This window comes from Streptomyces sp. NBC_01288, assembly GCF_035982055.1.
Lineage (GTDB): Bacteria > Actinomycetota > Actinomycetes > Streptomycetales > Streptomycetaceae > Streptomyces.
Genome location: NZ_CP108427.1, coordinates 10150064 through 10172867 on the forward strand (window position 1 = coordinate 10150064; position 22804 = coordinate 10172867).

General features: G+C 70.6%; 24 protein-coding genes. 15 read left to right on the forward strand and 9 right to left on the reverse strand.

Annotation, left to right across the window (positions count from 1 at the left end; genetic code table 11):
• Window positions 1-98: 98 nt before the first annotated feature.
• Entirely contained in the window at window positions 99-1256 is a 1158-nt protein-coding gene (locus tag OG194_RS45705; RefSeq protein WP_327406632.1) for a serine hydrolase domain-containing protein, read from the forward strand.
• Window positions 1257-1299: 43 nt separating this feature from the next.
• On the opposite strand, the gene tgmB is transcribed toward OG194_RS45705, so the two are convergent.
• The 3 genes from tgmB to OG194_RS45720 form a co-directional block, all read right to left on the reverse strand.
• The gene (tgmB, locus tag OG194_RS45710; RefSeq protein WP_327406633.1) at window positions 1300-2286 is read right to left on the reverse strand and encodes an ATP-grasp ribosomal peptide maturase; all 987 of its coding nucleotides are present in this window, start codon (window positions 2284-2286) and stop codon (window positions 1300-1302) included.
• 16 nt (window positions 2287-2302) lie between these two features.
• Window positions 2303-2494 carry a putative ATP-grasp-modified RiPP gene (tgmA, locus tag OG194_RS45715; protein WP_327406634.1) on the reverse strand — a complete coding sequence of 64 codons (192 nt, stop codon included), beginning with the start codon at window positions 2492-2494 and terminating at the stop codon, window positions 2303-2305.
• Between the two features lie 164 nt (window positions 2495-2658).
• On the reverse strand, window positions 2659-2955 hold the full coding sequence (locus OG194_RS45720) for a YkvA family protein (protein WP_327406635.1): 297 nt from the start codon (window positions 2953-2955) through the stop codon (window positions 2659-2661).
• A gap of 156 nt (window positions 2956-3111) precedes the next feature.
• On the opposite strand from OG194_RS45720, the gene OG194_RS45725 reads away from it, so the two are divergent.
• Complete coding sequence (locus tag OG194_RS45725) at window positions 3112-3909, forward strand: AraC family transcriptional regulator (RefSeq protein WP_327406636.1); 798 nt, start codon at window positions 3112-3114, stop codon at window positions 3907-3909.
• A 1-nt stretch (window position 3910) separates the two neighbouring features.
• On the opposite strand, the gene OG194_RS45730 is transcribed toward OG194_RS45725, so the two are convergent.
• From OG194_RS45730 to OG194_RS45740, 3 genes are all read right to left on the reverse strand, one after another.
• The gene (locus OG194_RS45730) at window positions 3911-5182 is read right to left on the reverse strand and encodes an alpha-L-fucosidase (protein ID WP_327406637.1); all 1272 of its coding nucleotides are present in this window, start codon (window positions 5180-5182) and stop codon (window positions 3911-3913) included.
• Between the two features lie 162 nt (window positions 5183-5344).
• Window positions 5345-6592 (reverse strand): hypothetical protein, encoded by a 1248-nt coding sequence (locus OG194_RS45735; protein ID WP_327406638.1) that lies wholly within the window; start codon window positions 6590-6592, stop codon window positions 5345-5347.
• 274 nt (window positions 6593-6866) lie between these two features.
• Complete coding sequence (locus tag OG194_RS45740) at window positions 6867-7298, reverse strand: hypothetical protein (RefSeq protein ID WP_327406639.1); 432 nt, start codon at window positions 7296-7298, stop codon at window positions 6867-6869.
• 261 nt (window positions 7299-7559) lie between these two features.
• On the opposite strand from OG194_RS45740, the gene OG194_RS45745 reads away from it, so the two are divergent.
• The 4 genes from OG194_RS45745 to OG194_RS45760 all read left to right on the forward strand — a co-directional run bounded on the left by OG194_RS45745 (window position 7560) and on the right by OG194_RS45760 (window position 10106).
• Window positions 7560-8090 carry a PadR family transcriptional regulator gene (locus tag OG194_RS45745; protein WP_327406640.1) on the forward strand — a complete coding sequence of 177 codons (531 nt, stop codon included), beginning with the start codon at window positions 7560-7562 and terminating at the stop codon, window positions 8088-8090.
• Window positions 8091-8178: 88 nt separating this feature from the next.
• Window positions 8179-9369, forward strand: a complete 1191-nt coding sequence (locus OG194_RS45750; RefSeq protein ID WP_327406641.1) for a DUF2306 domain-containing protein — start codon at window positions 8179-8181, stop codon at window positions 9367-9369.
• Window positions 9366-9503: a hypothetical protein gene (locus tag OG194_RS45755; RefSeq protein ID WP_327406642.1), complete on the forward strand. Its 138-nt coding sequence runs from the start codon at window positions 9366-9368 to the stop codon at window positions 9501-9503. Before OG194_RS45750 ends, OG194_RS45755 begins: the two co-directional genes overlap by 4 nt.
• 15 nt (window positions 9504-9518) lie before the next feature.
• A complete protein-coding gene (locus tag OG194_RS45760; RefSeq protein ID WP_327406643.1) occupies window positions 9519-10106 on the forward strand; it encodes a hypothetical protein in 588 nt (195 codons plus the stop codon).
• Here the strand turns inward: OG194_RS45760 and OG194_RS45765 are convergent.
• Complete coding sequence (locus tag OG194_RS45765) at window positions 10045-11010, reverse strand: DUF1152 domain-containing protein (RefSeq protein WP_327406644.1); 966 nt, start codon at window positions 11008-11010, stop codon at window positions 10045-10047. The genes OG194_RS45760 and OG194_RS45765 overlap by 62 nt on opposite strands.
• A gap of 38 nt (window positions 11011-11048) precedes the next feature.
• Between OG194_RS45765 and OG194_RS45770 the strand changes: the two genes are divergently transcribed.
• Together OG194_RS45770 and OG194_RS45775 are read left to right on the forward strand one after the other, a co-directional pair.
• Window positions 11049-11969: a sigma-70 family RNA polymerase sigma factor gene (locus tag OG194_RS45770; RefSeq protein ID WP_327406645.1), complete on the forward strand. Its 921-nt coding sequence runs from the start codon at window positions 11049-11051 to the stop codon at window positions 11967-11969.
• A gap of 74 nt (window positions 11970-12043) precedes the next feature.
• A complete protein-coding gene (locus OG194_RS45775; RefSeq protein WP_327406646.1) occupies window positions 12044-12601 on the forward strand; it encodes a dihydrofolate reductase family protein in 558 nt (185 codons plus the stop codon).
• 66 nt (window positions 12602-12667) lie between these two features.
• On the opposite strand, the gene OG194_RS45780 is transcribed toward OG194_RS45775, so the two are convergent.
• Together OG194_RS45780 and OG194_RS45785 are read right to left on the reverse strand one after the other, a co-directional pair.
• On the reverse strand, window positions 12668-14032 hold the full coding sequence (locus OG194_RS45780) for an FAD-dependent oxidoreductase (protein ID WP_327406647.1): 1365 nt from the start codon (window positions 14030-14032) through the stop codon (window positions 12668-12670).
• Window positions 14033-14192: 160 nt separating this feature from the next.
• The gene (locus tag OG194_RS45785; protein ID WP_327406648.1) at window positions 14193-14951 is read right to left on the reverse strand and encodes an SDR family oxidoreductase; all 759 of its coding nucleotides are present in this window, start codon (window positions 14949-14951) and stop codon (window positions 14193-14195) included.
• A 243-nt stretch (window positions 14952-15194) separates the two neighbouring features.
• Here OG194_RS45785 and glnT point away from each other — a divergent pair, with 243 nt between their 5' ends.
• From glnT to OG194_RS45820, 7 genes are all read left to right on the forward strand, one after another.
• The gene (gene glnT, locus OG194_RS45790; RefSeq protein ID WP_327406649.1) at window positions 15195-16589 is read left to right on the forward strand and encodes a type III glutamate--ammonia ligase; all 1395 of its coding nucleotides are present in this window, start codon (window positions 15195-15197) and stop codon (window positions 16587-16589) included.
• A 64-nt stretch (window positions 16590-16653) separates the two neighbouring features.
• Window positions 16654-17529 carry a glutamine amidotransferase gene (locus OG194_RS45795; RefSeq protein WP_327406650.1) on the forward strand — a complete coding sequence of 292 codons (876 nt, stop codon included), beginning with the start codon at window positions 16654-16656 and terminating at the stop codon, window positions 17527-17529.
• Window positions 17517-18209 carry a glutamate synthase gene (locus OG194_RS45800; RefSeq protein WP_327406651.1) on the forward strand — a complete coding sequence of 231 codons (693 nt, stop codon included), beginning with the start codon at window positions 17517-17519 and terminating at the stop codon, window positions 18207-18209. The genes OG194_RS45795 and OG194_RS45800 overlap by 13 nt, the downstream gene beginning before the upstream one ends.
• 58 nt (window positions 18210-18267) lie before the next feature.
• Window positions 18268-19596: an FMN-binding glutamate synthase family protein gene (locus OG194_RS45805; protein ID WP_327406652.1), complete on the forward strand. Its 1329-nt coding sequence runs from the start codon at window positions 18268-18270 to the stop codon at window positions 19594-19596.
• Window positions 19593-20687: an FAD-dependent oxidoreductase gene (locus OG194_RS45810; RefSeq protein WP_327406653.1), complete on the forward strand. Its 1095-nt coding sequence runs from the start codon at window positions 19593-19595 to the stop codon at window positions 20685-20687. Before OG194_RS45805 ends, OG194_RS45810 begins: the two co-directional genes overlap by 4 nt.
• 53 nt (window positions 20688-20740) lie before the next feature.
• Window positions 20741-21391: a helix-turn-helix domain-containing protein gene (locus OG194_RS45815; protein ID WP_327406654.1), complete on the forward strand. Its 651-nt coding sequence runs from the start codon at window positions 20741-20743 to the stop codon at window positions 21389-21391.
• Between the two features lie 110 nt (window positions 21392-21501).
• On the forward strand, window positions 21502-22707 hold the full coding sequence (locus OG194_RS45820) for an MFS transporter (RefSeq protein WP_327406655.1): 1206 nt from the start codon (window positions 21502-21504) through the stop codon (window positions 22705-22707).
• The last annotated feature ends 97 nt before the right edge of the window (window positions 22708-22804 follow it).

The window sequence follows — 22804 nt, forward strand, 5'->3', positions numbered from 1 at the left end:
ACAGGGGAAGGGGGCCGTATGGAGCACGCGCCCGCGCGGACGCCCACGGACCCCCGGATTCTGGTCGTGCCCCGACCCCACAGCCCCCAGGACACTCCATGCCCCTGCCGCTCCGCCTTGTCTCCCTGCTGGTCGCCACCTGCGTGGGCGCCCTCGTGCCCGCGTCGCCCGCCGCGGCCGACGACCACTCCCTCCAGCGCGGCCTCGACGACCTGGTCGCCGCCCCCGACGGCCCGCCCGGTGTGATCGTCGTCCTCCGCGACGGCGACCGACAACGCGTCCTGCGCGCCGGAACCGCCGACATCGCCACCGGCCGCCCGCTCGAACCGAACGACCACACCCGGACCGCGAGCACCAGCAAGGCGTTCAGCGGAGCGGTGGCCCTGCAACTCGTACGACAGCACCGGCTCACCCTCGACGACACGATCGGCACCCGGCTGCCCCACCAGCCCCGGGCCTGGCGGAAGGTGACCCTGCGCCAGCTGCTCCAACACACCAGCGGCCTGCCGGACTTCAGCGAGAGCACCCGCTTCCGCAGCCTCATCCAGGCCGACCCGCACCGGCACTTCGACTCGCGGCGCCTGCTCGACTTCGTGGCGGGCGAGCCGCTGCGGTTCACGCCGGGCTCGCAGTACCGCTACTCCAACTCGGACAACATCGCCGTAGCGCTGATGGCGGAGGCGGCCACCGGCACGCGCTACGAGGACCTGCTGCGCCACGACGTGTACCAGCCGCTGGGTCTGCGCGACACGAGCCTGCCGCAGGGGTACCGGATGCCGGAGCCGTACATGCACGGATACGCCGTCGGCGGAGCGTCCGGACCGGAGGACGTCAGCGAGGCGATCGGCATGTCGGGCGTGTGGGCCTCGGGCGGGATCACCTCCTCGCCCCGCGACCTGACCGCGTTCATCAGCGGCTACGCCGCCGGGGCGCTCACCTCGAAGGCGGCCGTGCGGGAACAGCGGCACTGGATCCCCGGCGCCTCCGAACCGGCCGGCCCCGGCCGCAACAGCGCCGGACTCGCGCTCTTCCGCTACGACACCCGGTGCGGGGTGGTCCTCGGACATACCGGGAACACCCTTGGTTACACACAGTTGATCGCGGCGACCCCCGACGGCCGACGCTCGCTCACTTTCTCATTGACAACTCAGGTGAACCAGGCGGGGAACCCGGAACTGCTGCGCAAGGTGCGCGCGGTCGAGGAGGACGCGGTGTGCAGCCTGTTGGGGACATACGGGGCAGAGCGCCACTCCTGACCGAGGACGCTCGCCCCTTCCGCCTCAGGCGAACCGTTACTGCTCAACCGACCGCACTGTCCGAGCCGTTCACGAGGCCCTCCAGTTCCGAGGCGGCGGGCAGGGCCAGCCACTCCGCGATGGTCCGGGCGATCGGCTGACCGGTCTCCGCCTCGACGAAGCCGAACTGGCCCGACTGGTTGCACTCCAGGAACCACCAGGTCCCGTCGCCGTCCTCCGCGAAGTCGAAGGCGCCGTAGGCCAGTTCGGCCTCGCGCATGTAGGTGAGGACGGCCTCGGCGATGCGCGGCGGGACCTCGGTGGGGCACCACGGCTGCGCGGACACGGCGAAACGGACGTCGACCTCGACGGGGTCGGGGTCGGGGGCGGTCGCCGTACGGGCGGCGAGCATCCGGTCGCCCACCACGGTGAGCCGGATGTCCGCACGCTTGGCGACCCGGCGTTGCAGCAGCGTCGGGCCGAACGCGACGGCGGCGAAGTCGGTGTCCGGCGCGACCCGGCTCGTCGGCACCGCCCGGGGCGGGTCCTGCGGATGGGCTCCGGAGATCGGCTTGACCACCAGGTCCGGGAAGCGCCGCGAGAACTCGCGCGCGGCCTGCGGGAACGTGGTGATCAGGGTGGCCGGCACGGGCAGCCCGCTGCGCTGCGCGAGACGCAGCTGCCAGGGCTTGTGCCGGGCGCGGCGGGACGCGTCGGGGTGGTTCATCCAGCGGGCGCCGGAGCCGCGGAGCATGCCGTAGAGCGCCTGTGAGGCCTCCTCGGTCAGCCACGCGGAGGGCTGGGGTGCGCGGGTCGCCGGGGAGCCCGGTCTGCGCACCCAGATGGACCGCAGTCCGCTCACGCTCACCAGCCGCCCCCCGGCGGACAGATGGCCGCGGAAGGCTCCGTGCACGTACTCACCGGACAGCGCGACCCCGCCCGTGAGGTCGGCGGGATCGATCCGGACCACGGGGACGCCGGACGCGTGCAGGTGGACCACCACCATGTCCGCCGTGACGTCCTCTTCGCAGGTAAGGACCAGGACGGTCATTTTCGTCGTTCCGTGTTCAGTCGTCGAAGTGAGTCTTCGATCCCGCGGTGGACGTCGTGGTCCCCAGTTCTCTCAGCAGAGCGAGATCATGGGCGGCGACCCGTCCGTCGGCGAGCACGTTCAACTGCAGTCCGGAGTCGTAGCTGTACGGAGCGCTGAGCTCCAACTGTGCTGCCGGGCGAGCGTAGTTGAGCGCGAACGGTTGCATCGTCTCTCCCTCGTCGGTACTGCCTCGTGCAAGCGGTGGCCACCCTGCGAGGTCGCTTGGCCCGCTGACTTCCGTCTGCTTCCAGAGACTTATACGAATCGAACGAGTGAATGGTTTCCTTACTCTGCGTAGTCAGAGTAAGGAGCGCGCCACGCGTACCGGGGTCAGTCGAGCTCGCCCGGCAGCCCCTTCTCCTGCTCGCCGAGGGAGTTGCGCATCGTGCGAAGAGCGAGGAGAAGTACGGCGATGTCGTCCAGATACACGGGATCGGGCATCAGATCGGTCGGCAGTACGAAGTAGAGGACGGCACCCCAGAAAACCCATTTGGGGCCGGTCGGAAGCCCTGCGCGCCGCATGGAACGCCGCATGCGGACGAGCCGCACCAGCACTCCGACGGCCACGGCGAGCAGCACCACCGCGAGCACCGCGACGATGACGATCACGGTCGTGGTCGAGTCCACTGGCGCCCCTTTTTCCGGTACGGCGGCACGGCATGTGCCCTATCCGGATGCCCGGTTACGGCCCCGGTATGGCCGACGAGGGGAACATCACACCCGAACGCTTCGAAGAGCCTTGACAGCCGTTGACCCCTTGTCGGGCACTGGTACGTTTTCACCGTGAGCGCGACCAACGGCACCGGAACCCATGTACGGATCGGCCTCGACGCCCCACCACGCGTGGCCAGCCTCGGCGTCGGCGTGCACGGGACGGTGAGCCCGCGCGACGTGTTCCGGCTCCCCGACCTCTGGCAGCTCCATCTGTACCGCTACGAGGCCGAGTTGACCGTCGACGGCGTGGCACACGAGATCAGGCCCGGCCATGTGAGCCTGGTGCCGCCCGGCGCGCTGGTGCGGTTCCACTACCGGGGCCGCTCCGAGCACCTCTTCGCCCACCTGGAACTCCCGTCGGCCGGCGAGCGGTTGACCGTGCCCGTGATGCAGGACGCCGGTACGCAGACGCCGGTGCTGACCGACCTGATGCATCGGGCGCTCGCGGCGGCACCGCGCAACTCCGCCCGCGCGGCAGCCGAGTTGTGGACCGTGCTGTGGCGCGTGGCGGACCTGGCGACCCCGGCCGCGGGCGGAACCACCGGTCCCCACCCGGCATTCGCCCTCGCGGTGGCCCACATCGAGTCGAACCTGGCCGCCCAACTCACCGTCCCCGACGTGGCGCACGCGGCCGGCATCTCGCACAACCACCTCATCCGCCTGTTCCGCGCCGAGACCGGCACCACGGTCGTCGCCCACCTCCGACACCGCCGCATGGAACGCGCCCGGCACCTGCTGCGCGAGTCGACCCTGTCCATCCCGGCGATCGCGGCCGCCGTCGGCATCGGCGATCTACAGGCATTCAACAAGGCGTGCCGACGCGAACTGGGGGCTTCACCCAGGGCGGTTCGCGCCGGCACCTCGTGACTCAATCCCGGCCGGCACCCCTGTAGAGGTCCAACTCCCCGTCCAGCTCGACCGCCAGGACCGTCGCCGACTCGTCGACGTCGGCCGCGCCCGGGGCGTCGATCCACGTCACGCCCGGCACGTCGCCGAGACCGCCGGTGACGTCGTGGCCGAGTTCGGCGCCGGTGCCGAGGACCGTGACGCGCTTGACGGGCGTACGCAGGCCGCGCACCGACACCGACTCGCGCGGCGGATCGAAACACACCAGGTACAGCGTGCGGCGGTCGGCGGAGAGGGTGCTGGGGCCGTAGTGGTGCCCGGCGGGCAGACCGGCGACCGTGCCGTACACGGCCTCGGAGTGCCGGGCGATCCACGCGCCGAGACCCTCAAGTCGCTCCGTCTGCGCGGGCGTTATCGTCCCGTCCTCCCTCGGGCCCACGTCGAGCAGCAGATTGCCGCCCATCCCGATCGTCTCCGCGAAGTAACGCACCAGCTGCCGCACCGACTTGTGGTGCTCGTCCCCGTGCTGGAAACCCCACGAGTCGTTCACCGTCAGGCACAACTCCCAAGGCCCGTCCGGCGCTTGCAACGGCACCCCCTGCTCGGGCGTCGCGTAGTCGCCGTAGCTGAGCATGCGGGCGTTGAGGACGGTGTCGGGGTTCCCGGCGAGGATCAGCTCGGCCAACTCCCGCATGCCCCACTGCTCTTCGCTGCGCTCCCACTCGCCGTCGAACCACAACAGGTCGGGCCGGAAGCGGTCGACCAACTCGCCGACCTGGCCGTTGCGGTACGCCAGGTAGCGCGCCCACGCGGCCGGGTCCTCGTGGCCGGGCCGTGCGGAGGCGTACGGGTTGGCGCGGATCTCCTCGTCGAACGGCTGGGGGTGCGCCGTGCTGGCGTAGTCGGGGTGGTTCCAGTCCGAATGGGAGTAGTACAGGCCGACGTTGAGACCCTCCTCGCGCAGCGCCTCCGCGTACGGCCCGATCAGATCGCGGCCCGCCGGGGTGCGGCGGACCACGTCCAGGTCGCCGTGGGCCGTGTCCCACAGGGCCACGCCGTCGTGGTGACGTGCGGTCAGCACCGCGTACTTGGCACCCGCCCGCGCGAACAGCCGTGCCCAGGCCCGCGGTTCGTAGCGTGCGGCGGTGAAGCCGTCGAGCTGCCGCATGTACTGGTCGTGCGGGACCTGGCCCGAGTAGAAGGACCAGGACTCCGGTACACCGTCGACGGCGTAGATCCCGTAGTGGACGAAGATGCCCAACTTGGCATCGCGGAACCAGGGTTGCATCGGCATGCCCCCAAGCTAGGACGGAGGGCTCGGGAGGCGCGTGGGCGGTGATCACCACTGGTGGTCGATTCTCACCATCCGCGTTGCGCTGCGTAGGCCTTCGACGCGACCGAGGGGCCAGGACGTCATCTGCGTGACGACGTTTGTCCTGGCCCCGAGGCCGACTGTCTACCGCTCCTCGGCCGAGCGGCCACTGTCACTCGGCGGATCGGCCTGCTCGCTGTCGGTCGGCGGTGCGGGGCGCAGCGCCTTCGTCGCGCCCCGCAACCGACCGAACGTCCGCTGGAACGGGGACCCGCCCGGCTGGGACGGGGCCCCGGGCATGGCGGCACCGGCGGAGTCGCGCAGTGCGGCCAGTGCCTCGTTGGCCCGGTCCGCGGACTCCCGGTACAGGTCCCGGGACTTCGTCATCGCTTCGAGCGCCTCGGCGTACATGGCCACGAGCCTGCGCTCCCGGGCCAGTTCCTCGTCCATCGTCATCAGCTTCCACTGCTCGCGCAGCGCGGTGACGGCCTCCTGGCCGCCGTCCGGCAGGGGGCGCGCGGAGGCGGCGTAGCGACAGAGGACGTCGACGAGTTCCGTGGGCTCGGAGCCGTCGAGGAAGACGCTGCGCACGGAGAACTCGCGCACGTCGTAGGAGGGAGCCACCGGACTGGTGGGCAGCACCACGGCACCGCCGCGCGGCACCTGAAAGTCGAACTCGCGCAGCAACGCCCAGTTGACGGACCGTAGTTGATCGGGTGTGGCCCGGTGCTCCACCACGCGGTGCCGGAGGCTCGCGGGCAGCAGCCGGGCCAGGGGTTCCCGGCCGTGCGCGTCCGGGGTCATGGCCTCGTGCACGACGACGTGGATGCTCCAGCCGTCCTGCGCGCAGCTACGGAACAGGCGCCGCAGCTCCTTCTCGTCGGACGGCAGCGGATTGACCTGCCCGAAGCGCAGCCCCGGAACCGTCACCTGGTCCCAGCCGGCGTCGGCGCTCCCGGGGTCCTCGGGCCAGAACATGGTCGCGGGGGAGGGCCACCGGGGATCCCAGACCCGCTCGGCCTCCGCGACCAGGACCCACTCCTGACCCTCCGCCGAGACGGAGGCGGCGGAGGCGGAACCGGTGCCGGGCTCGGGGACATGCGGAAGCGTCAGCCGTGCCCGTACGGTCACCGTCCCCTCGACCCGCCATCGCGCCTCGAAGACCTGGTCGAGCGGATCATGGACCTGACCGTGAACCTGATCCTGACCGGGGTCGGGTTGCCGATCCTGGTCCTCGTCGGGTTCCAGGTGGTCGTCGATGACCTCGCGGTCCTTGAGCCGTTGCAGCTGTCGCCGTACGACATCCGCGGCGTCGGCGGACCCGACGTGGCGGCCGCGAGCCAGCCACACCGTGTGGGGGATCGTGGGCGAAGCTGTGGAGGAGTTCGACATAGGCCAATCTGCGGGCGGGGGCGGTGCTGACCCACCAGTATCACCGTCGGAGATCTTGGCGGGTCAAGCGGGGGGTCGAGCAAGGGTCGTAGAGTCTCGTATGCCCGTTTTTCCTGGGATACCGCGTGAGCTTACGCGCGGGGTGTGATCGGTTCACTCCGGGCGGGCGGGTTTCACGCGTGCCTCTGACGTGGACCTGTCCGCAGAATGGTGGGGCGGACGGGACCCGCCCACCATCCGCTCGGGGCGGGTCCCTTCCGTGTGCCACCGGAATTCACCGTTCCCGACGCCTGGTCGCGGCACCCGGCCGGGACGCGGCGCCCGGTTCGGGCGGGGGCGCGCTGAACCCGGCCGGTACCGACCGGGCGCTCGTCGGGGGCGGCGCCTGAAGGGGTACGACCGTCTCCTCGCGCGGCGGCCGGGTGCGCGGCAGCGGCTTGCCGACGACGCGGGTGTGCGTCATCAGCGAGGCGCAGGCCGCGCAGACCTCGGCCAGGGTCCACACCTGGCCGACCGCGGGATCGTGGCGCAGCACGAGCAGTACCGAGCCCGAGCAGTCGACCCGGGTCCCCTCGTGGGCCGCGCACCGCTGCCGACGGCAGCCGCAGGCCGCGTCGGGGCGTACGGTCGCCGCTCTGACGTGGGCCGCCGCATGGGCTTCGGCGAAGCGGCGCAGGGCCGCGATGTCGCGCGACCGGGCGGGCATGCCGCACCCGGAGGAGCAGCTGACCGAGGCGGTACGGTCGCGGTGACCTGTGATGCGAATAGTCCAGGTACGCCCGGGTCGACGGGCTGACGGGGCGTCAGGGTACGCGAGAGCCAAGACCACAGTTCCTTTGAGTGGAGGTGTTCACGCGGAAGAGGCGCTGAGTTAAGGGCTAGCTGAGTTAAGAACTACCCGTCGTGGGGCAGTTCACATCATTTGCGGACCCCAAGTATTCGTTCGACACCGCGATACGGTCGGCGCATGTCTGACGCGCGGCTGACCACCTCCTCCTTCCTCGTCCTCGGCATCATCGACAAACTCGGCGAGGCGAGCCCGTACGACGTGAAGACGGAGGCCGCGCGGACCGTCGCGCCGTTCTGGTCGGTGCCGCACGCGCAGGTGTACGCCCAGTGCGACCGGCTGCTGGAGGCGGGCCTGCTGTCCCAGGTACGGCAGGAAAGCGGCCGTAACCGCCGGGTGTTGACCCTCACCGGCCAGGGCAGGTCCATCTTCCGGAGCTGGCTGGACGACCCGGAGTTCGTTCCGGTCGAGGCCAGGGAGCGCGGCATTCTCAAGCTGTGGTTCGGCGGCCGGCCCGACGTCCTCGCCCCGGTCCAGCTCGGCGAGCACGAGAAGACCCTGCGCGGCTACGAGGAACTCGCCGACGGCGTGGGTGAGTTGCTGACCCCGGGACAGACCGAGGCGCTGGAGTTCGGCATCCGGTACGAGCGGATGATGGTCGACTTCTGGCAGTGGGTGCGGCACCGCGACGAACGCGCGCAGGACCGTTGACCCCGACGACGGCCGCCTCTACCGTCTCGATAGTCCAGACGAGACCATCGAGGGCCGGGCCGAGGCCCTGAGCCGGCAGGGGGCCGCCGTGCGCCGTCCGACGAACAGCACCTGGCGCCGCGCCACGATGATCGCGGTCACGGTCGTGTGCCTGGCCTACGCGCCGATCGCCATGACCGAACTCTGGCCGTACGCCCGCCCCGGCGCCCCCGCCCTCGGCGAATGGGTCATGGGCCACGTCGTCTCCCCGCACTACGTCACCGACGCCCTCGCGGGCCGCATCGCGCCCTACCGCCACAGCCTCGTACCGATGATCGTGCACTCGGTCCTCGGCGGCGCCCTCATACTCCTCGGCCCCGCCCAACTCCTCACCGCCGCCCGCCGACGCACCCGCCTCCACCGCGCGCTGGGCGTGGTCTTCGCGGTCACGGTGTACGTCTCGATGGCCGGCGCCGGTATCTACCTCGCGCGCACGGCCCCCGAGGACGCGTTCAGCGGCCCCGCGTTCTGGATCGTGCTCGCCACCCTCCTGGTCGGCACCGTCCTGAGCGTGACCTTCGGCATCCTCGCCGCGATCGGCGGACTCCCCGACCTGCACCAGCGCTGGATGCTCCTCTGCTACGGCTTCCTCCTCACCGCACCACTGCTGCGCCTCGAATGGGGCTTCCTGCCCCGGCTGTTGCCCGGCCTGACCATGGAACAGATCAACCGGGTGGCGATCACGCACCTGGGCTCGGTGGTCGTGTTCGGCGCGCTGATCGCCTCGCGTACGCGGGACCGCCGTACGACGGTGGAGGGAGTGTCGGGTTCCTGGGCACCGCTGCCCGTGCTCGTCGTCGCGCAACTCGCCGGTGCGGTCGCCCTGTTGTGGATCGGGCGTTCATATCTCGACTTCGGTGCGACTGGGCGGCGACTGCTGTGGGCCTATCTCCTTCCCTACACGGTCAGTTACGCCGTGATGGCGGTCAACGCCCGACGCGCCGGACGTCAGGGGCGGCTCTGGGCGCGGGAGGAATGGCGGCTGCACCTGACTGCCTTGTGCCTGGCGCCGGTGTTGTCGGTCGGTGCGGCTCCGGTCTTTCAACACGCCCTGGGACTCGACCGGTTGACGGCGCTCTCCGCCGGGGTCGCCATCGGCTGCGGCATGCTCGCGTTCACCGCGACGACTGTCGTGAGCCTGCGCGTGATGTACGGCCGTGAACTGCTGAAGCGGAGTGCGCTCGCGGACTCCGCCCCAACGCCCCCTCTGCCCGCGCCGGTTGCGCAGGGCCGCACATGACGAAAACACTGGTGGGCGGACGTCCGCTCACGGCCGGAGTCGCCATGCTGGCCACCGCCGTTGCGGTAGTCAGCCTCCTCATCGGCGGACTCCTGGCAGCCGTGAGTCTCACCGGCCATGTCTTCGGTGCGTGACCCTCGCCCGAGTCCGTGAGCCCGGGGCTGATCGGCGCGGCGATGCTGGGCACCGCGCCGGGTCTGTTCACGGTCGGCAGGGCACGCCGGTGGGAGGAAGTGCGTACGCCGGTCTACCCGTTGGGGATCGTGCTCATCAGGCTGTTCGCCGTGACGCTGCTCAACGCAGACCGGCTGTACATCGCGCGCGGCGGCTCGATCGTCCCCGTCCTGTTCAGCCTCGGCTGGCTGTTCACGTTGGGGCTCCTGTGCGTGGCCGTGCTGGTCACCCTGACCTGTCAGCACCTCACGCAGGCCGACCCACCGCCGCCGCGTCCGACTCCGCTGGGCGTCGGTGTCCTCGGTGCCCTGGCCGAGGGTGACCTCGACCGAACTCGCCCCGCCCTGCTCGCACTTCCGGGTACGGCGATCGCCACGGCCGTAGTGCTGGCCTTCCGCGCGTCCGGCGTGAACTGGTCGTCTGGACCCGCCCTCGGCCTCCTCTGCATGCTGACCGGCCTGCTCCTCGCGGGCACGGGCGGACGCCTGTTGCTCGGTTCGGTCAGTGGGGATAGGCGCGCGGTGGCCGCTGCCGGGGCAGTTCGTCGCGGAACTCCTCGATGAGCGAACTCACTTGGCGGATGAGGGCGGTCCGCTCCAATCGGTCGAGGTAGAGGTTCCGGCGTGCGAGCCCCGGTGCGTCCACGCGGAAGTACAGCGCCATCAGCGGATTGATGAACAGCTCGGCGCCGCGCGTGCGTTCGGTGAAACGGACGTCACCGAAGTCACCGCGTACGGCCGCGGCGACGGAGCCGTTGACGATGCTCGGACGGTCCGGCGTGGACTCCTGGGCGTGCGCCACCGCATCGAGGTACAGCTGCCCCTCACGGCTCTCGCGCGGGAGCGAGAACGCGCCGAGACAGGCACCCTCACGATCGAGCGCGGCCAGATTCTCTAGCACCAGCGAGTGGTTGACCCCGTGATACGCGTCCACACCGAACCCGAGGCACGCCACCAGCCGCACCGGCACCTCGTCCAGCCCGTTCACCGCCGCGAGGCTGACCATGTCCTCCTCCGGCGTGCCCAGCCCGTGCTCGTCGCCCCGCATCAGGATGTCGGTGCCGCCGTCCACCAGCACGACGGCGTCGACACCGCCGACATGCCCGATCAGCGTGCGGTACGCGTCGCGCAACGGCCCCACACCGGTCAGCGGGAACGCGTACACCGTGGACGACATGTCGTGCAGGTCGAGCCAGCGGGCGAGGGACCGCTCGGGGAAGTAGTCGCCCCGGGCCTCCGTGTCCGGGCGTACGGCGGCGACATCCTGGTCCACCCACACATCCTGGTCGAGGCCGTACAGATCGGCGAAGGACAGGTTCGCGAGGTGCACCTCCTTGCCGGCCGAACGCAGCGCGAGGGCCAGCGGCAGCCCGGCGTAGACGTCGAAGCCGCCGCCCGCGCCGGCGACGAGGATCCGGCGCGCGTCGCGCAGGCGGCCGCGGAACGGGGGTTCGAGGAGAGAGAACACCGGGGGACGTCAACAGGCCCGTACGCCATGATGGATGGGTGGACTTCGAGCCGTACCGGGGCGAGTTGGTGGCGTACTGCTATCGGATGCTGGGCTCGTTCCACGAGGCCGAGGACCTGGTGCAGGAGACGATGCTGCGCGCGTGGAAGGCCCGCGACCGGTACGACCCCGCCCGCGCGTCCGTGCGCACCTGGCTGTACCGCATCGCCACCAACGTGTGTCTCACCGCGCTCGAAGGACGGGCGCGCCGCCCCCTGCCGTCCGGCCTCGGCGCACGGGGCGAGGACCCCGGGACACCCCTCACCCCCGCGACCGACATCCCCTGGCTACAGCCCTTTCCCGACCCGCGCTACGACATGGAGGCCCGCGCCGACATGCGGCTGGCCCTCGTCGTCGCCCTGCAACGGCTGCCCGCGCGCCAGCGGGCCGTGCTCGTGCTGCGCGAGGTGCTCCAGTTCAGCGCCGCCGAGGTCGCCGACCAGCTCGACACCACCGTCCCCGCCGTCAACAGCACACTCCAGCGCGCCCGCGCCGCCCTCACGGACGTGGCTGACGGCGACGCGATCGCCGAACCGGACGACCGCGAGGCACGCGAGGTCGTCGACCGTTACCTGCGGGCGTTCGAGGCGGCCGATGTCCCCGCCCTGGTACGGCTGTTGGCCGACGCCGTGGTCCTGGAGATGCCGCCGGTCCCGCTCTGGTTCCGGGGCTCCGAGCACTACGGCGCGTTCATGCGCAGGGTCTTCGAACTCCGGGGAACGGACTGGGCGTTGAGGCGCCTGGTCGCCAACGGGCAACCAGCGCTTGCCGCGTACGCACAGGACCCCGCGGGCGGTCACCGTCTGCACAGCCTCCAGGTCTTCGCGGTCACCGGCGACCGCATCACCCGCAATGTCGTTTTCACCGATCCGCAGGTGTTGGACGCCTTCGACCTGCCCCAACGGATTTTTGTGAACTGACCCCGCTCGCGGCGATGAGTTCGGCCGACGCCACCGGTACGTACGGGTGAGCATCGACCGAAAGGACACCCATCATGAGCGTCATCGTCATTCAGTTCAGCACCTTGGACGGGGTCGTCTCCGACCCCGACGGGTCCGAGGGCACCCCGGACGGCGGCTGGATCCTCCGCTACGGCCGTGCGGAGATCGGCGGCGACAAGTTCCGGCTGGGCAGCATCCTCGACGGCGGGGTCATGCTGCTCGGACGCGGGACCTGGCAGGCGTTCTCGCGGCTGTGGCCGGGCCGCGACGACGAGTTCTCCGCGCGGATGAACGCCGGGGCGAAGCTGGTCGCGTCCCGCACCCTCACCGATGTGTCGGCGTGGGCGAATTCGAGCGTCCTCGACGGCGACCTCGTCGACGCCGTGAAGCGCGAGGAGCGGGACGTGATCGTCATCGGCAGCCTGCCCGTCGTCCGCACGCTGATGGCGGAGGACCTGGTCGACGAGTACAGGCTGATCACCTTCCCCACGGTCCTCGGCACCGGCGAACGGCTCTTCCCTGCGGGCGGCCCGCCCGTCCAGCTTGAGTGCCTGGACATCGAGAAGGCGGGACACACCGTGTTCGCGCGGTACGGGAGGGGAGTGCGCTGACATGCGCGAGGGGCTCGGCGGTCACGACCACCGGGCCCCTCGACTTCAGCTGTACGGGAACGCGGATCAGGCGCCGCTCGCCCTGAGCATGTCCTCACGCTCGACGAGCTTCACGCGCTCGCGGCCCTGCGGTTCGCCCAACGCCTTCTCGGCGGCGTCGAGTCGGTACCAGCCGTCCCAGGTGGTGAAGCGGACGTTCCGCTCGGCGAAGAACGCGTCCACGGCCTCCGGGTCGGGCGAAACGGGCGTGTGCAGACGGCCGTTGGCGTGGTCGTCGAGCAGGTTGGCGACCGTCTCGTTCGCATCGCCCTTGGTGTGGCCGATCAGGCCGACCGGGCCGCGCCGGATCCAGCCGGTGACGTACGTCGACTGGAGGTGCTGGCCGGTCTCCTGGATGACCCGGCCGCCCTCGTCCGGGACCGTGCCCGAGTCGATGTCCCAGGGGAGCTTGGGGAGTTTGTCGGAGAGGTAGCCGACCGCGCGGTAGATCGCGGTGACATCCCAGTCCTTGAACTCGCCGGTGCCCTTGACGTTTCCGGTGCCGTCCAGCGCGGTGCGCTCGGTGCGCAGGCCGATGACCTTGCCGTCCTCGCCGAGGATCTCGGACGGGGACTCGAAGAAGTGGAGGAACAGCTTGTGCGGGCGGTCGCCGACATCGCGGATCGCCCAGTTCTCCAGGGTCTTGGCGACCATGTCGGCCTGCTTGTTGCCGCGACGGGTGGTGATAGAGCCCTCGTCGTAGTCGATGTCCTCGGGGTCGACGATGACCTCGATGTTGGGGGAGTGGTCCAGCTCCCGCAGCTCCATCGGGGAGAACTTCGCCTGCGCCGGGCCGCGCCGGCCGAAGACGTGGACTTCGAGCGCCTTGTTGGCCTTGAGGCCCTCGTGGACGTTCGGCGGGATCTCGGTCGGGAGCAGTTCGTCGCCGGTCTTGGCGAGGATGCGGGCCACGTCGAGAGCCACGTTGCCGACACCGAGAACGGCGACCTTCTCGGCCTCCAGCGGCCAGGTGCGCGGGACGTCCGGGTGGCCGTCGTACCAGGAGACGAAGTCGGCGGCGCCGTAGGAACCTTCGAGCTCGATGCCCGGTAGCGACATGTCGCGGTCGGCCGTCGCGCCGGTGGAGAAGACCACCGCGTCGTAGAAGCTGCGCAGGTCGTCCAGGCTGATGTCGGTCGGGTAGTCGACGTTGCCGAAGAGGCGGATCTGCGGCTTGTCGAGGACTTGGTGCAGGGCCTTGATGATGCCCTTGATGCGCGGGTGGTCGGGAGCGACGCCGTACCGGATCAGGCCGAAGGGCGCGGGCATCCGCTCGAAGAGGTCGATGGACACGCCGGGTTCGGCGGCCACCTCGGACTTGAGCAGGGCGTCGGCGGCGTAGATCCCGGCGGGGCCGGCTCCGACGATGGCTACCCGCAGGGGGCGCGGCATGATCAGGTTCCCTTCGAGCGAAAACAAGCGACTCGACGGGAAGCCTAAACTAAGGCATGCCTAAGTCGGTATGCGGGTCCGGTCTATGACCTCATAAGGCCGGTTTATGAGGTGCCCAAGGCTGGCGTTTGGCCGGCGTGTGGACTGTACGGGGGTTTTCTCAGCCCGCCGGACGGATGTGCACCACGTCCTGGACGACCTCGGGCGGGGTGCTGAGCAACTGGAACATGACCCGGGCGACGGTCGCCGAGGGGAGCGGCTTCATGGCTCCCACCCTGGTCAGGTACCCGTCCGCCTCCCATATCGGCGCCGCGCGCTGCCGGTCCTCGCCGGGGAAGTTCTCGATGAAGGCGCTGTCCGAGATCGAGCCGAGGATCACCAGGGCGACCCGGATTCCGTCGCCGCGCAGCTCCTTGTGCATCGCGGCGGTGAAGCCGTTCAGGCCGTGCTTGCTCGCCGCGTACATCGCCATCAGCGGCATGTGGTCCAGCGTGATCTCGGAGGAGATGTTGAGAATGTCACCACCTCCCGCCGCCCGGAGCAGCGGCACCGCCGAGCGGATCGTGTGGATCGGGCCCAGGAGGTTGGTGCCGACACAGCTGTGGATGTCCTCGTCGGCGGTGTCCTCGATGGCGCGGATGCGGGCGACGCCGGCGCTGTTCACCAGGATGTCCACCCGCCCGAACCGCTCCTCGACCTGAGCGAACGCGGCACGGACACTGTCGCCACTGCTGACGTCGGTCGGGATCGTCAACACCGACCCCGTCATCTCCCGCGCGGCCGCCTCCAGCCGGTCGGCACGCCGGGCGAGCAGCACCACCTGCGCCCCGTTCTCGGCGAGCTGCGCCCCGACGGCCCGCCCCACGCCGGTCGAACCTCCGCTGATCACGGCGACCTTGCCCTGCATCGTACCTGCCATGACGGCCTCCCCGGCGAGACGTTGACGAGACGGAACGAGCTGTGACGATCAAGTGAGAGGCTACCTCTCGATAATTGAGAACGCCATATTCATCACAGGAGATCGGCCCTACGTCGCGGGCGGCCCCGCCCGGTAGTTGGCAACAGGCTGCTTCCGTGCGGGAAACGGCTCGGTAATGCCCGCGCGGTTTCCTCGGGAGAAATCGAGATTCACATCAGGAAACCCGGATGCTGGGAGCCTCCTATGGCGATGGACACCGCAGCCGCACCGCCCGCGACCACCGACCCGGCACCAATGACCGACCCGGCGACGACCACCGAGCCCACGCCCGACCTCGCCGCCCAAGTCCGCGCCGACGGCGTCGAGTTCGTCCTGGCCGTCTTCGTCGACCTCGCCGGCAAACCCTGCGCCAAACTCGTCCCCGTCGAGGCGGTCGAGGAACTCCAGTCCGACGGCGTCGGATTCGCCGGCTACGCCGCCGGCGCCCTCGGTCAGCAGCCCAGCGACCCGGACGTCATCGCACTGCCCGACGTCACCTCGTACACCCCACTGCCCTTCGTACGCCCGGGACTTGCCCTCGTGCACTGCGACCCGCACGTCGAAGGGAAGCCCTGGCCGTACGCGCCCCGCGTCATCCTGCGCGCCGCACTGGCGCGAGCCGCCGAACTCGGACTCTCCCTCGCGGTCGGCGCGGAGATCGAGTACTTCCTCGTCCACCGCGACGAACACGGCACGCTCACCGTCGCCGACAGCCGCGACACCGCCGCCCAACCCTGTTACGACGCACGCGGGTTGACCCGGATGTACGACCACCTCACCGCCGTCTCCAAGGCGATGAACTCCCTCGGCTGGGGCAACTACGCCAACGACCACGAGGACGGCAACGGCCAGTTCGAGCAGAACTTCGCCTACGCCGACGCCCTCACCACCGCCGACCGGGTCATCACCATGCGGTACTTGGTGTCGGTGCTGGCCGAACAGCGGGGCATGACGGCCACGTTCATGCCGAAGCCCTTCACCGACCGCACCGGCTCCGGGATGCACATGCACCTGTCGCTGTGGCGGGGGAGCGAACCCGCCTTCCCCGATGCCTCCGACGCCCGCGGCCTGGGCCTGTCCCCGCTCGCCTACTCCTTCGTCGGCGGCATCCTCGACCACGCCCGCGCCCTCCAGGCCGTCATCGCGCCCACCGTCAACTCGTACAAGCGCACCGGTGCGATCTCGACGCGCTCGGGAGCGACTTGGTCACCCCGCAAGGCCGGTTACGGCGGCAACGACCGCACCCACTTCGTCCGCGTCCCCGACGGCAACCGCGTCGAACTGCGCGGCGGCGACGGTTCCGCCAACCCCTACCTCGCGGCAGCCGCGACCCTGGCCGCAGGACTCGACGGCATCGAGCGCGCCCTCGACCCCGGCGAACCGGGAGACACGGCGGCCACGGCATCCCGCCCCGAACTGCCGCCGACCCTGCTGCACGCCGTGGAGGCACTGGCCGCCGACCCGGTGATCGGCGGAGCCCTCGACGCGGCTGGCCCCGGCGTCAGCGAGTACTTCGGTGAGGTCAAACGGCAGGAGTTCTTCGACTGGCACGGCACTGTCGGCGCCTGGGAGTTGGACCGCTACCTCACCGCTTTCTGACCCACCTATCCCGCTTCTCCCACCAGTCCCATCTCGTGTCGCATCTCGTCATGAGGAGAGCCGCATGTGCGGAATCGTCGGGCTCCATCTGCGTGAGCCCTCCCTCGAACCCCGGCTCGGCGAACTGCTCGCCGCCATGCTGGGCCAAGTCGTGGAACGCGGCCCGGACTCGGCGGGCGTAGCGGTCTACGGCGACATGCGGCTGTCACCGCCCGGGCGCGCTGTCGTCTCGCTGCTGGGAGTGACCCCGGAGCAGGCGTCAACGGCCTTGCCGCGTGCGGGGGTTGTCGCCGCCGATGCCGCGACGGTCGTCCACGCGGAGTCGCCGGTCGCCGAGTTGCTCGCCGCCATCGCGACCGCGCTGCCGCAAGCCACCGCCATCGGCTCGGGGGAGGGTTTCGCCGTGCTCAAGGGCACCGGAAATCCCGTCCAGTTGGCGGAGTCGTTCGGGCTCGCCGGAGTGACCGGCTACCAAGGCGTCGGCCATACCCGGATGGCCACGGAATCGGCCGTCACTCCCGAGGGCGCGCACCCCTTCTCCGTCGGCCCCGGCCAATGCCTGGTCCACAACGGGTCGTTCGCCAACCACGCCACCATCCGACGCGAACTCCAGGCCCAGGGAGTGGAGTTCGACAGCGAGAACGACTCCGAGGTCGGCGCCCGCTTCGTCGCCCACCACCTCGCCCGCGGCACCGACCTGGAGAAGGCGTTGCGGCTGCTGTGCGAGCGGTTCGACGGTTTCTACACGCTGTTGGTCTCCACCACCGACTCCTTCGCGGTCGTCCGCGACGCCATCGCCTGCAAGCCCGCACTGGTCGCCGAGACCGATGCCTGGGTGGCGATGGCCTCCGAGTACCGCGCCCTGGACGTCCTGCCGGGCATCGAGAACGCCCGCATCTTCGAACCCGAGCCGGAAGAGGTGTACGTATGGCAGCGCTGACCGGGGCGGAGGTCGCCGACCTCGCGGCCACCACCGTCCGCGAACTCAACCAGGCGCTCCACGCACCTGAACCGGCTCCGGCCTGGCGGGTGTTGAACCCCCGAGGTGCTCACAGCGTCGCCTGCGGACTCAGGGACGAGGTGACCATCGATATCGAAGGCCACGTCGGCTACTACTGCGCCGGCATGAACCAGCGCGCCACGGTCACCGTGCACGGCAACGCCGGAGTCGGTGTCGCCGAGAACATGATGTCCGGCACGGTCAGGGTGCGCGGCGACGCCTCCCAGTCCGCCGGGGCCACCGCACACGGCGGTCTGTTGGTGATCGAGGGCAACGCGGCGGCCCGGTGCGGGATTTCGATGAAGGGCGTGGACATCGTCGTCGGCGGGAACGTCGGCCACATGAGCGCGTTCATGGGACAGGCGGGACGGCTGGTGGTCTGCGGCGACGCGGGTGACGCCCTGGGCGACTCCCTCTACGAGGCCCGGATCTACGTCAAGGGCACGGTCAAGTCCCTCGGCGCGGACTGCGTCGAGAAGGAGATGCGGGACGAACACCTCACGGAACTCGCGGAGTTGCTGAAGGCGGCGGAGTTCGACGAGGACCCGGCCGACTTCCGCCGCTACGGCTCGGCCCGACAGCTGTACCACTTCAAGGTCGACAACTCGACGGCGTACTGAGGGAGTTGTCACCGACATGGACAGGGACAAGGGCAGGTCCAGAGAGAGGGGCATGGGCATGGACTTCGCATCGCACGGCCTGCGCGAGTCGGCCACCTTCGACCGCGCCACCATCCACGCCATCCAACGAGCCGCCGCGACCGGCGTCTACGACATCCGGGGCTGGGGCGCGAAGCGACCCCTCCCGCACTTCGACGACCTGCTCTTCCTCGGCGCCGGCATGTCCCGCTACCCGCTGGAGGGTTACCGCGAGCGCTGCGACACCGGCGTCGTCCTCGGCGCGCGCAACGCCAAGCACCCGCTGCACCTGGACATTCCGGTCACCATCGCCGGCATGAGCTTCGGCGCCCTGTCCGCGAACGCCAAGGAGGCGCTCGGGCGCGGGGCGAGCGCGGCCGGCACCTCCACCACCACCGGCGACGGCGGCATGACCCCGGAGGAACGCGGCCAGTCCAAGCACCTTGTCTATCAGTACCTGCCGTCCCGCTACGGCATGAACCCCGACGACCTCCGCAAGGCCGACGCCATCGAAGTGGTCCTCGGCCAGGGCGCCAAGCCCGGCGGCGGAGGCATGCTGCTCGGCCAGAAGATCACCGACCGGGTCGCCGGGATGCGCACCCTGCCGGTCGGCGTGGACCAGCGCAGCGCCTGCCGCCACCCCGACTGGACCGGCCCCGACGACCTCACCATCAAGATCGGCGAACTCCGCGAGATCACCGACTGGGAGAAGCCGATCTACGTCAAGGTCGGCGCCACACGCACCTATTACGACGTGAAGCTCGCCGTCCACGCGGGCGCCGACGTCGTGGTGGTCGACGGCATGCAGGGCGGTACCGCCGCCACCCAGGACGTGTTCATCGAGCACGTCGGCATCCCCACCCTCGCCGCGATTCCCCAGGCGGTACAGGCACTTCGGGAACTCGGCGTCCACCGCGAGGTCCAACTCATCGTCTCCGGCGGCATCCGCACCGGCGCCGACGTCGCCAAGGCCATCGCGCTCGGCGCGGACGCGGTCGCCATCGGCACCGCCGCCCTGATCGCCCTCGGCGACAACCATCCGCGCCACGACGCCGAGTACCGCCAACTCGGTTCCGCCGCAGGCTACTTCGACGACTTCCAGGACGGTCGCGATCCGGCCGGCATCTCCACCCAGGACGAGGAACTCGCCGCCCGTCTCGACCCGGTCGAGGGCGGACGCAGACTCGCCAACTACCTCCGCGTGCTCACCATGGAAGCCCAGGCCCTGGCCCGCGCCTGCGGCAAGGCCCACCTCCACCACCTGGAACCCGAGGACCTGGTCGCCCTGACCATCGAGTCCGCCGCCATGGCCCGCGTCCCCCTCGCCGGCACCGACTGGATCCCCGGCACGTCCGGGGCCGCCCTGTGATCGCCGTCGTAGGAGCGGGCCTGATGGGCGCCGCCACGGCCTGGCAACTCGCTCGGCAGGGCCACGAGGTCACGCTCATCGAGGCGTACGAGATCGGCCACAAGTCCGGCAGTTCCCACGGCAGTTCGCGCATCTACCGCCGCGCCTACGGCGACCCCCTCTACGTCCGCCTGACCGGCGCGGCCCGCGAACTCTGGCAGGAGCTGGAGCACGACACGGGCACCCGACTGCTGCGCCTCACCGGGGGTTTGGACTTCGGCGCGGGCCGAGACCCGGGGGCCATCGCGGACATCCTGGCGGCAGCCGCCGTACCGCACGAACTGCTGACCGCGGCCGAGGCGACGGACCGTTGGCCGCAGTTCCGCTTCGACGGACCCGTGCTCCACCACCCGGACGCGGGCACGGTCGACGCCGACGCGACCGTTGCCGCCGCCGTGCGACGGGTCGCCGAGCTGGGCGCCCGCGTCCTCACCGGCACTCGCGTCACCGGCGCGGAGATCCTCAACGACGGCCGGGTCGCGCTGAGTTCGGACGGCCCCACTGTCGTCGCGGACACCGTCGTGGTCGCGTCCGGCGCCTGGCTGCCCCAACTCGCCGCCCCACTGGGCATTCCCGAGCCCCTGCCGCCCCTCCAGGTGACCCAGCAACAGGTCTTCCACTTCCGCCGCCGCGACCCGTCAGCGAGCTGGCCCGTCTTCGTCCACAAGGACGAACTGAACCTCTACGGCCTCCCGTCCGGCAGCGACGGTGGCCCGCTCCCGGCGTTCAAGGTCGCCCAGCACGACGAGGGGACCCCCGCAACTGCGGACACCCGCACCGGCATTGTCGATCCGGTCTCGCGCGACAAGGTCACCGCGTGGGTGGAACGCACCCTGCCGGGCCTCGACCCCACACCCGTCGCCGAGGCGAGCTGCCTCTACACCACCACCCCCGACGAGGACTTCGTCCTCGACCGCACCGGCCCGTTCGTCGTCGTCTCCCCGTGCTCGGGCCACGGCGCCAAGTTCACCCCGCTCATCGGCGCGATGGCCGCCGACCTCGCCCTGGGTCGCGCCGAGCCCCACCCACGCTTCGCGCTGAGCCGCCGATGACCTCCGACCCACAACTCCCGGCGAACACCCGCCCATCAGGCAGAATGACCGCCATGGGCACCGACCACGACGACCGGGCAGCCGCGCTGCCCGACCGGGAGATCACCCCCGAACAGGCCGACGGGCCAGTGGACTTGGAGACCGCGATCGCCCGCCAGGTGCGCCGCTACCGGATCGCGGCCGGTCTGTCGGTGGCCGAGATGGCGGCCCGGGTCGGCATCTCGAAAGCGATGCTCTCCAAGATCGAGAACGCGAACACGTCGTGCAGCCTCACGACTCTCGGCCGCCTCGCCACCGGCCTGAACGTCCCGGTCACGGCCCTCTTCCGCGGCGTCGACACCGAACGTGAGGCCGTCTACGTCCCCGCAGGACACGGCGCCCAGATCCTCCGCCGCGGCAGCCGGGTCGGCCACCTCTACGAACTCCTCGGCGCCCTGCGCGGCCCCCACAAACGCATGGAAGCCGTCCTGGTCACCCTCGCCGAGTCCAGCGAGGTCTTCCCCCTCTTCCAACACCCCGGCACCGAGCTGCTGTTCATGCTCGAAGGCGTCATGGTCTACGGCCACGGAGAGGCGGCCTACACGATGCGCCCCGGCGACGCCCTCCAACTCGACGGCGAAGGCGCGCACGGCCCCCAGGAACTGGTCGAACTCCCCGTCCGCTTCCTGTCCGTCACCGCCTACGGAGACCACGGAGGGGACTGAACACTCTGGTGACGGGCCGGTCCGCTCGCTAGGCTGCGCGACAGAATCGGGATCGTCAACGCGCCGGTGGCTGGGTAGCGCGTCTCTCCGACGTGCTCATGGAGACGCCGATGGCGTACCGATCCCTGCTGCGTGTTCCCGGCGCGGCCTTCTTCCCCCTGGGCTTTCTGGCCCGGCTTCCCTACGCGACCTCCTCCCTCGCGACCCTCGTCCTCGTCCAGGCCGCCTCCGGCAGTTACGCCTTCGCCGGACTCGCCGCGGCGGCCCAGGGCATCGCCAACGCGCTCGGCGCCCCCATCGCCGGGGCACTGGCCGACCGCCACGGCCACCGCTTGGTCGGGACGGTCACCGCACTCGCCAACGCCGCCGCCCTGACTTCCCTCGTCGTGGCGAGTCACACCGGCCGCGCGAGCATGCTGACGGCCGCCGCCCTGTCCGGACTCACCCAGCCCCCGGTCGGCCCCCTGGTACGGGTCCACTGGTCACGCCTGCTGCACGCACGCGCCCGGCCCGACCTCATACCGACCGCCTTCTCCTACGAGGCGACCGCCGACGAGATCAGTTTCGTCGCCGGACCCGCGCTCGTCGGACTGCTCACCGCTCTCGGCCCGACAGCGCCGACCCTGGCCGCCATCGCCCTCCTCGTCCTGGCCACCCTGCCCTTCGCCCTGTCCCTGACCCAGGGGAGCACCGAACCCCGGCAGGGCCCGCGCGCCGCGCGAACTCCCTTGCCCCGCCTTCCACTTGCCGCGATGTTCCTCGCCATGGCCGCGATGGGCACGATATTCGGCGCCGTACAGACCGGTGTCACCGCCTACTCGAACGAGAGCGGGCACCCCGGCAGCGCCGGACTCCTCTACGCCGTCTTCGGCATCGGCAGCGCCCTGGCAGGCGCCGCCTGCGCCTGGCTCCCCGCGCGCTTCAGCCTCCGTCAGCGGTACGTGACCTTCGCGGCGACGCTGCTGCTGGGCGCGCTCACCCTGCTGGCCGGGGAGAGGGGGCACGCGCTTCCGGCCGCCATGGCAGTCGCCGGCGTGACCGTCGCTCCCTACCTGATCAGTCTCTACGCCCTCACCGAACGCCTCGCACCCGCCGACCGGGCGACCGTCGCCCTGACGATCCTGTGCGCGGGCGGCCCGCTCGGCACCGCGACCGGGCAGGCACTGGCCGGGTTCCTGGCCGACAGGGAAGGCAGTGCCGGGGCGTTCCTGGTGGCGCCGGTGGCGGCGACGGCCGCATTGCTGCTGGCTGTCGCCGTGGTCGGCGCGCACTCCGCCCGAACCCGGGATCGACGATCCGCCGGAACCCGGACATGAACGAGAAGCGGCCATCCGGAGGGTCGGCCCTGTATCCGTTGCCGTCGCGCGCAAGACACCGGAGTCTTGGGGAAGGTGCCGGGCCACGAGGAGGACA

Bases quoted from the DNA above. Each gene is read 5' to 3' on its own strand.
- OG194_RS45705 (WP_327406632.1), top strand. From the start codon at position 99: ATGCCCCTGCCGCTCCGCCTTGTCTCCCTGCTGGTCGCCACCTGCGTG.
- tgmB (WP_327406633.1), bottom strand. From the start codon at position 2,286: ATGACCGTCCTGGTCCTTACCTGCGAAGAGGACGTCACGGCGGACATG.
- tgmA (WP_327406634.1), bottom strand. From the start codon at position 2,494: ATGCAACCGTTCGCGCTCAACTACGCTCGCCCGGCAGCACAGTTGGAG.
- OG194_RS45730 (WP_327406637.1), bottom strand. From the start codon at position 5,182: ATGCCGATGCAACCCTGGTTCCGCGATGCCAAGTTGGGCATCTTCGTC.
- OG194_RS45735 (WP_327406638.1), bottom strand. From the start codon at position 6,592: ATGTCGAACTCCTCCACAGCTTCGCCCACGATCCCCCACACGGTGTGG.
- OG194_RS45740 (WP_327406639.1), bottom strand. From the start codon at position 7,298: ATGCCCGCCCGGTCGCGCGACATCGCGGCCCTGCGCCGCTTCGCCGAA.
- OG194_RS45745 (WP_327406640.1), top strand. From the start codon at position 7,560: ATGTCTGACGCGCGGCTGACCACCTCCTCCTTCCTCGTCCTCGGCATC.
- OG194_RS45755 (WP_327406642.1), top strand. From the start codon at position 9,366: ATGACGAAAACACTGGTGGGCGGACGTCCGCTCACGGCCGGAGTCGCC.
- OG194_RS45775 (WP_327406646.1), top strand. From the start codon at position 12,044: ATGAGCGTCATCGTCATTCAGTTCAGCACCTTGGACGGGGTCGTCTCC.
- OG194_RS45780 (WP_327406647.1), bottom strand. From the start codon at position 14,032: ATGCCGCGCCCCCTGCGGGTAGCCATCGTCGGAGCCGGCCCCGCCGGG.
- OG194_RS45785 (WP_327406648.1), bottom strand. From the start codon at position 14,951: ATGGCAGGTACGATGCAGGGCAAGGTCGCCGTGATCAGCGGAGGTTCG.
- glnT (WP_327406649.1), top strand. From the start codon at position 15,195: ATGGCGATGGACACCGCAGCCGCACCGCCCGCGACCACCGACCCGGCA.
- OG194_RS45795 (WP_327406650.1), top strand. From the start codon at position 16,654: ATGTGCGGAATCGTCGGGCTCCATCTGCGTGAGCCCTCCCTCGAACCC.
- OG194_RS45800 (WP_327406651.1), top strand. From the start codon at position 17,517: ATGGCAGCGCTGACCGGGGCGGAGGTCGCCGACCTCGCGGCCACCACC.
- OG194_RS45805 (WP_327406652.1), top strand. From the start codon at position 18,268: ATGGACTTCGCATCGCACGGCCTGCGCGAGTCGGCCACCTTCGACCGC.
- OG194_RS45815 (WP_327406654.1), top strand. From the start codon at position 20,741: ATGGGCACCGACCACGACGACCGGGCAGCCGCGCTGCCCGACCGGGAG.
- OG194_RS45820 (WP_327406655.1), top strand. From the start codon at position 21,502: ATGGCGTACCGATCCCTGCTGCGTGTTCCCGGCGCGGCCTTCTTCCCC.